Below are 5858 nucleotides of genomic sequence, written 5' to 3'. Positions count from 1 at the left end.
GGTCGGCGGGGGTTGGTTGGGGTGCTAGGCGGTTGAGCGTTCGTCGGCGGTCCAGTCGGTGTTGAAGCCGCCGAGGTGGGGGTGGTACATGTCGTCGCCGTCGTGCTGGGTGAACTCGACCTTCAGCCACAGCGCGTCGAGCGCGAAGGTCTCCACGCAGGCGTCGATCAGCGACTGCGCCAGCCGAGCTCTGACCTCGGCCGGCCGGCCCTTCCGGATGTCGCACATGATGAGTGCGGACGGCGTCGGCGGACCGGACTCGTGGCACCGCCACACACCTCCCCGGCCGAGGTCGTGGATCGAGACGGTGAGCAGATCCCGGTGGACCTGCATGATTCCTGCGTAGACAGCACCGATGCGCTCGGCGAACGCCTGCTTGGTGGCCTCGTCGGCCGTCACCGGCAGATCAACCTGGATCGACGGCATGGGACTCCTTGGTTCGATTGTCGACAATTTCAAGCTCCCGGGCGGCCGCGAACAGCAGCTGCTCGTTCCCCGGCGCCGAGACGAGCTGTACGGCGACCGGCAGCCCGTCGACCCGCCCGACCGGCACGCTGATCGCCGGCGAACCGGTCAGGTTCCACAAACAGGTCAGGGACAGCAGGGCCTGGCGGACCTCGAGCTGTGCTCCCGCCACGGAGATACTCCGAGCCCCCACGGCCGGCGCCACGATCGGCACGGTCGGCAGAGCCAGTACGTCGTACGTCGTGAGCAACTCGTCGACCATGATCGCGATCTCGTGCCGGGCCTCGCCGGCCCGGGCATACCGCCGGTCGGTCACTTCACCACCTTTGCGGAGACGGGCAAGCACCTCTGGGTCGATGAGGTCCTGATCCGCCGCCAGGTGATGCTCGTGCACGCGAAACGCCTCCCGCCCCTGGAGCACGGAAAACTCCTCGAACAGCGATCGCTCCCACTTCGGGAACCCACTAACGACATCAACCGCAAACCCGGCCCCATCCAGGCGACGCCGCGTCAGCTTCTCGATCCGTGGATCCGTCGCCGCGATCGCCCCCGGCGGAATCCACCCGACAGCAACCCGCCCAGCACCACCGCGAACGTCGAGTGCGCCCGCGCGCTGCGCACCGCCAACCCGCCCAGCACCACTGCCAACCCGCCCAGCACCACCGGCAGCCTGTCCGCCACCACCGGCAACCGGAACGGCGCCACCGGCAAGACGCTTGGCATCACCGGCAACCCCCTGAGCGCCACCAGCAACGCGCTCGGCATCACCCGCGAGTCTGCTGGCATGCCCGTTCGTGACGTCGGGAAGCAAAGACGTCACCGGTCGGTCGCCGATCGCCTGGTACGCGACAAGCGCATCCTCGGACGTCGCCGCGAACACGCCGACGTGGTCCAGACTCGGCGCCAGCGGATAGACACCGGCACTCGGCACAGCGTCGTACGCGGGCTTGAAACCCACCACACCGCACAGCGCGGCCGGAACCCGCACCGAGCCAGCGGTGTCGGTTCCCACCGCGATCGGCACCATCCCGGCGGCGACCGCGACCGCACTGCCGCCGCTGCTCCCGCCAGACATCCGACTCGGATCCACCGGGTTGCGCGAGGCACCATGGACAGACCGATCCCCGGTGGCGCCGTACGCGAACTCGTGCAGCGTGGTCTTCCCGATGATCACGGCCCCGGCGTCGCGCAACCTCCGGACCACCTCGGCATCAGCAGTCGCGAGAGCACCGAACGAGCTGCCTGATCCACAACTCGTGGGCAGGCCGGCCATGTCGACGAGGTCCTTCACGGCAACAGGGATGCCGTGCAGCGGCCCCAGATCGACCCCCGCGGCGAACTGCTCGTCGGCGAGCCGAGCCGCCGCCCGGGCTCCCTCCTCGTCGATCAGCGCGAAGGCGTTCAGGGTGGGATTCAGTTCCCGGGTACGACGTAACGCCGACCCGACCAGCTCGCGCGCCGAGATCTCCCGTCTCCGCAATGCCCGGCCCACCTCGATCGCGGTCATGCGGTGAATCCCGGCACGAGACGGAGCAGCGAAACGACCAGCGCCGTACAGAGACCCATCGACGCGACATTGCCGATGAACGGGTGGAAGCTCCCCGGCAGCCGAGCCGAGATCGCCGCAGCGACCGGCGGAGCGATCAACGCACCGGCGAAGGCACCCACCACAACGGATTCCAACGTCCCGCCGAAGACGAGCACAGTGGCCGGCGCCACCGAGACGACGGGCACGAAGGTCGGATAGAAGCCGTGTGCCTGCCACTTCTTCCGCCAGACGACCACGCCGACGACCGCGGTCAGCACTTGACCGGCGAGCACTGCACCGAAGAGGCCGGATCCGTAGGAAGTGCTGAACGGACTGACCAGGTGTACGACGACCGCGCCCAGAATCAGCGCGGCACTCGCCCACTCGTTGCCGAAGAACTGCGCCTCGGAGAAGTCGGCCAGCGCCCGGCGAGGCACCCACAATCTCGACTGACGTGGAGCCTCGGGAGCCTCCGTCCGCCAAGCGCCAGGCGCCGGCATCCAACTGAGGCGCCGGCACAGCCAGAAAGCCGCGATCGCCGCCAGCCACATACCGGTGGTCGCGCCGACGACCGGCGGAAGGTCGAGCGGAGCGCAGACGTACTCGACCACGAGGATCGAGGCCGGTGGAGTCGACAGCGCTCCCAGCACGGCTGCCGACAGACCGACCCGCCATCCGGGCCCGTAGACAACTACGATCGCGGGAGCCACCGACACCAGCGGGACGAACAAGGGCTGCCAGCTCCCTGGCGCCAACGTCCAGCCCCAGGCAATGTGGCCCAGCATCAGACTGACCAACGCGCTACCCGCCGCCCACGGCCACAGCCCGGTGCCACAGGCCTGGACGAAGCCCTGCCAGCGCCATGACATCCGCGACGCGACATGGCCGAGCAGGCCGCCGGCGAGCAGCAGCGCTCCGGCGGGAGCGACAGCATAGAACTGCGGCTCGCTGATGGAGCCGACCAGCCACGAAGCGAACCGGCTCGCGTCGGCGTAGTCGCCGTCCCACGGCTGCCAGGTCGCATCGCGCGCCACCAGGGAGAACGTCCAGCCGGCGAGGGCCAGCAGCGCGACGCCGGCCAGCCCGGCCCACATCGGGGCGACCCACCGCGCTCCCGGGACAGCGGTCGTACTGCGAACGGTCGTCATGGCGTCACCTCGGCAGCGGAGCACGGCCGGTGTAGCCGAGCATCTGGTCGTACAGGTCGGTACGCCGATCCCGGTGCAGGTCGTTGAGCTGGTTCCAGATCGGAGCCGTGCGTGCGGCCGTCAGGTCGACGTCCGCGTAGATGATCGTGTCCTCGTCCGGTCCGGCGATCCGGTCGATCGGCCACCCGTTCGTGCCGGCGATCAGCGAGTTGCCCATGAAGCCCGCGCCGCGCTCCTGGCCGATCCGGTCCGCGGTGGCGATGAAGACGTTGTTCGCGTGAGCGGCGGTCATGGTCAGGTACGCCGCCATGCAGACGCCGCTCGCGTCGTACAGCGGCGGTGGTGTCCAGACCCAGCCGGTGGGGATGCAGATGATGTCCGCGCCCAGCTGCGCCACGATCCGCGCGGTCTCCGGGAACCAGATGTCCCAGCAGACGAGCAGCCCGATCCGGCCGATCCTGGTGTCGTAGACCGCGAACCCCTCGTCGCCCGGGGTGAACCACAACTTCTCGGTGTTCCACAGGTGCGTCTTGCGGTAGCGGCCGATGAAGCCGTCCGGACCCACCAGTACGGCGGTGTCGTAGAGCGTCACGCCGTCCCGCTCAGCCACGCAGCCGACGATGTACACGTCGCGCGCGGCCGCGATCCGGGCGAACGACTCCACGGTCGGCCCGTCCGGAACCGACTCGGCGTGCGCGTACGCCTCGTCCCGGGTCTCGGACACGTAGCCGGTGGTCGCGAGCTCGGGAAGGACGATCAGGCCGGCGCCCGCGTCCGCCGCCGCTGTCAGCCGCTGCTCCACCGCGAGGGCGTTGGCCTTCAGGTTGTCGACCCCGACCCGGGGTTCGAACTGCACGACCGCCACCCGTACCGGGCTCACTCTCGGATCCGCCTGTGCCGTCATGATCTGGCCTCCTCAGCCGCAGAGTGGTTTCAAATTGAAACCGCATTGTCCTGGAGCGTAGAGGAGCTGGTTTATACTTGCAACCACTTGGCTCCGACGAATTCCGCAGGGGGATCGACCATGCCGAAGCGATTGACCCACGAGCGGGCGGAGTGCCCGGTCGCCCGAGCGGTCGACGTCATCGGCGACCGCTGGTCGCTGCTGATCGTCCGGGACGCCTTCGACGGCATCAGCCGGTTCAGCGAGTTCCAGCGGAACCTCGGGCTGGCGAAGAACATCCTGTCGTCGCGGCTCCGCGAACTCGTCGCGCACGGGATCCTCGAGGTACTCCCGGCCGCCGACGGCAGCGCGTACCACGAGTACGCCCTGACCCAGCGGGGACGCGACCTGTTCACCATCCTGGTCAGCCTGCGGCAGTGGGGCGAGGGGCATCTGTTCGACGAGGACGAGCCGCACTCGGTGCTGCTCGACGTGAAGAACGAGCGTCCGCTCCGGAAGCTCGAGGTCACTGACGCCGGCGGTCACCCGCTCGATTCCTCCGAGGCCTTCGTCCGCAAGGTGAAAGCGATGTGAAAGCGCCTGGTGTGACAGTGGACCGATGCGACCACTGATCGTTTTCAGCGATGTGACGCTCGACGGGTTCATGACCGGGGCGGACAACGACCTCGGGTTCATGGTCGCCGATCCGCAGCTGGCGGCGGAGCTGACGGGCGACCTGACGGCCGTCGCGGACACGATGCTCTGGGGGCATGCGTCGTTCACGCCGGCGGGCGCCTACTGGACGGCCGCCGAGGGGGGAGCTGGCCCACTGGATGAACCGGACCCCTAAGGTCGTGCTGTCCTCGGACACCGACTTCGACGTCAGCTCCTGGCCGAACTCGACGCTGGCCGCCGGCGACGGCGTGGATCACGTACGCCGGCTGAAGGACACGGCCGGCGGCAGTCTGGTGGTCTTCGGCGGCGCCAAGACGGTCCGCTCACTCGTCGCCGCGGACCTCGTCGACGAGTACTGGATCAAGCTCAACCCCGCGATCGTCGGCCACGGCGGCTCCATGTTCACCGACGTCACCGCCCCCCGATCCCTCACGCTGCGCAGCGCGCGGTCCTACCCCTCGGGCACCGTCGCCCTGATCTACTCGGCACGAACTCAGCCGAGGGCAGACTGACCCCAGCGTCGTGCGCCGGTAGCGTCGACGCATGAGAGCTCGGTACGACGGCGTCGCGGACTACTACGCAACCGGCTGGACAGACGATCTCGACGATCCGGTCACGGCCGCACTCCTCGACCTCTTGGGAGAGGTGAACGGGCAACGAGTACTGGACGTCGCCTGCGGCCACGGACGGATCAGCCGCGGACTCGCGCGCACAGGAGCGTCCGTCGTCGGCGTCGATCTCTCGCCGGCGATGCTCGCGAAGGCGGACGAACGCGAAGGCCGTGAAGCACTGGGCATCCGCTACCTCCACGCCGACGCGGCCGACCCGGACCTCCTGCGCGGCGAGACGTACGACGCCGCCGTCTGCAGCATGGGCCTGTCCGACATCGACGACCTGGACGGCACCCTGGCGAACATCCATCGCCTGCTCCGCACCGGCGGCACGTTCGCCTTCTGCATCCTGCACCCCTGTTTCCCAGGAGTAGAGGGCGTTTCCGGTGCCTGGCCGTCCGACAGCACGTATTACGACGAGCGCTACTGGCGGGCCGACGGCGCCTTGTCGACGCTACGACAGCAGGTCGGCGCCAACCATCGCACCTTGTCCACCTACCTCAACACCCTCCAGCACAACGGCCCCACCCTCACCCGAACCGCCGAGC

The 5858-nt window shown here is 68.8% G+C and carries 8 protein-coding genes; 4 read left to right on the top strand and 4 right to left on the bottom strand.

The window, feature by feature from the left end:
* Positions 1-24 precede the first annotated feature (24 nt).
* Genes E1218_RS34725 through E1218_RS34710 form a run of 4 tightly spaced genes read right to left on the bottom strand, consistent with a single transcriptional unit; the run spans position 25 to position 4045 of the window.
* Positions 25-426, bottom strand: coding sequence for a tautomerase (locus E1218_RS34725; RefSeq protein ID WP_132327279.1), 402 nt, complete (start codon positions 424-426; stop codon positions 25-27).
* Complete coding sequence (locus E1218_RS34720) at positions 407-1972, bottom strand: amidase (RefSeq protein ID WP_132327278.1); 1566 nt, start codon at positions 1970-1972, stop codon at positions 407-409. The genes E1218_RS34725 and E1218_RS34720 overlap by 20 nt, the downstream gene beginning before the upstream one ends.
* A complete protein-coding gene (locus E1218_RS34715) occupies positions 1969-3141 on the bottom strand; it encodes a hypothetical protein (protein WP_132327277.1) in 1173 nt (390 codons plus the stop codon). The genes E1218_RS34720 and E1218_RS34715 overlap by 4 nt, the downstream gene beginning before the upstream one ends.
* A gap of 4 nt (positions 3142-3145) precedes the next feature.
* Positions 3146-4045 carry a nitrilase family protein gene (locus E1218_RS34710; protein ID WP_132327276.1) on the bottom strand — a complete coding sequence of 300 codons (900 nt, stop codon included), beginning with the start codon at positions 4043-4045 and terminating at the stop codon, positions 3146-3148.
* A 120-nt stretch (positions 4046-4165) separates the two neighbouring features.
* On the opposite strand from E1218_RS34710, the gene E1218_RS34705 reads away from it, so the two are divergent.
* The 4 genes from E1218_RS34705 to E1218_RS34695 all read left to right on the top strand — a co-directional run.
* Entirely contained in the window at positions 4166-4618 is a 453-nt protein-coding gene (locus tag E1218_RS34705; RefSeq protein WP_132327275.1) for a winged helix-turn-helix transcriptional regulator, read from the top strand.
* 25 nt (positions 4619-4643) lie between these two features.
* Positions 4644-4874, top strand: a complete 231-nt coding sequence (locus tag E1218_RS36430) for a hypothetical protein (RefSeq protein ID WP_165949554.1) — start codon at positions 4644-4646, stop codon at positions 4872-4874.
* Positions 4858-5211, top strand: coding sequence for a dihydrofolate reductase family protein (locus E1218_RS34700; protein ID WP_233712673.1), 354 nt, complete (start codon positions 4858-4860; stop codon positions 5209-5211). The genes E1218_RS36430 and E1218_RS34700 overlap by 17 nt, the downstream gene beginning before the upstream one ends.
* 31 nt (positions 5212-5242) lie before the next feature.
* The coding region (locus tag E1218_RS34695) for a class I SAM-dependent methyltransferase (protein WP_132327273.1) at positions 5243-5858 on the top strand (616 nt) is incomplete at its 3' end.

Source organism: Kribbella turkmenica (assembly GCF_004348725.1).
Taxonomy (GTDB): Bacteria; Actinomycetota; Actinomycetes; order Propionibacteriales; family Kribbellaceae; genus Kribbella; species Kribbella turkmenica.
The sequence above is the reverse complement of the archived record's forward strand: the minus strand, read 5'-3'. Positions and strand labels throughout refer to the sequence as shown.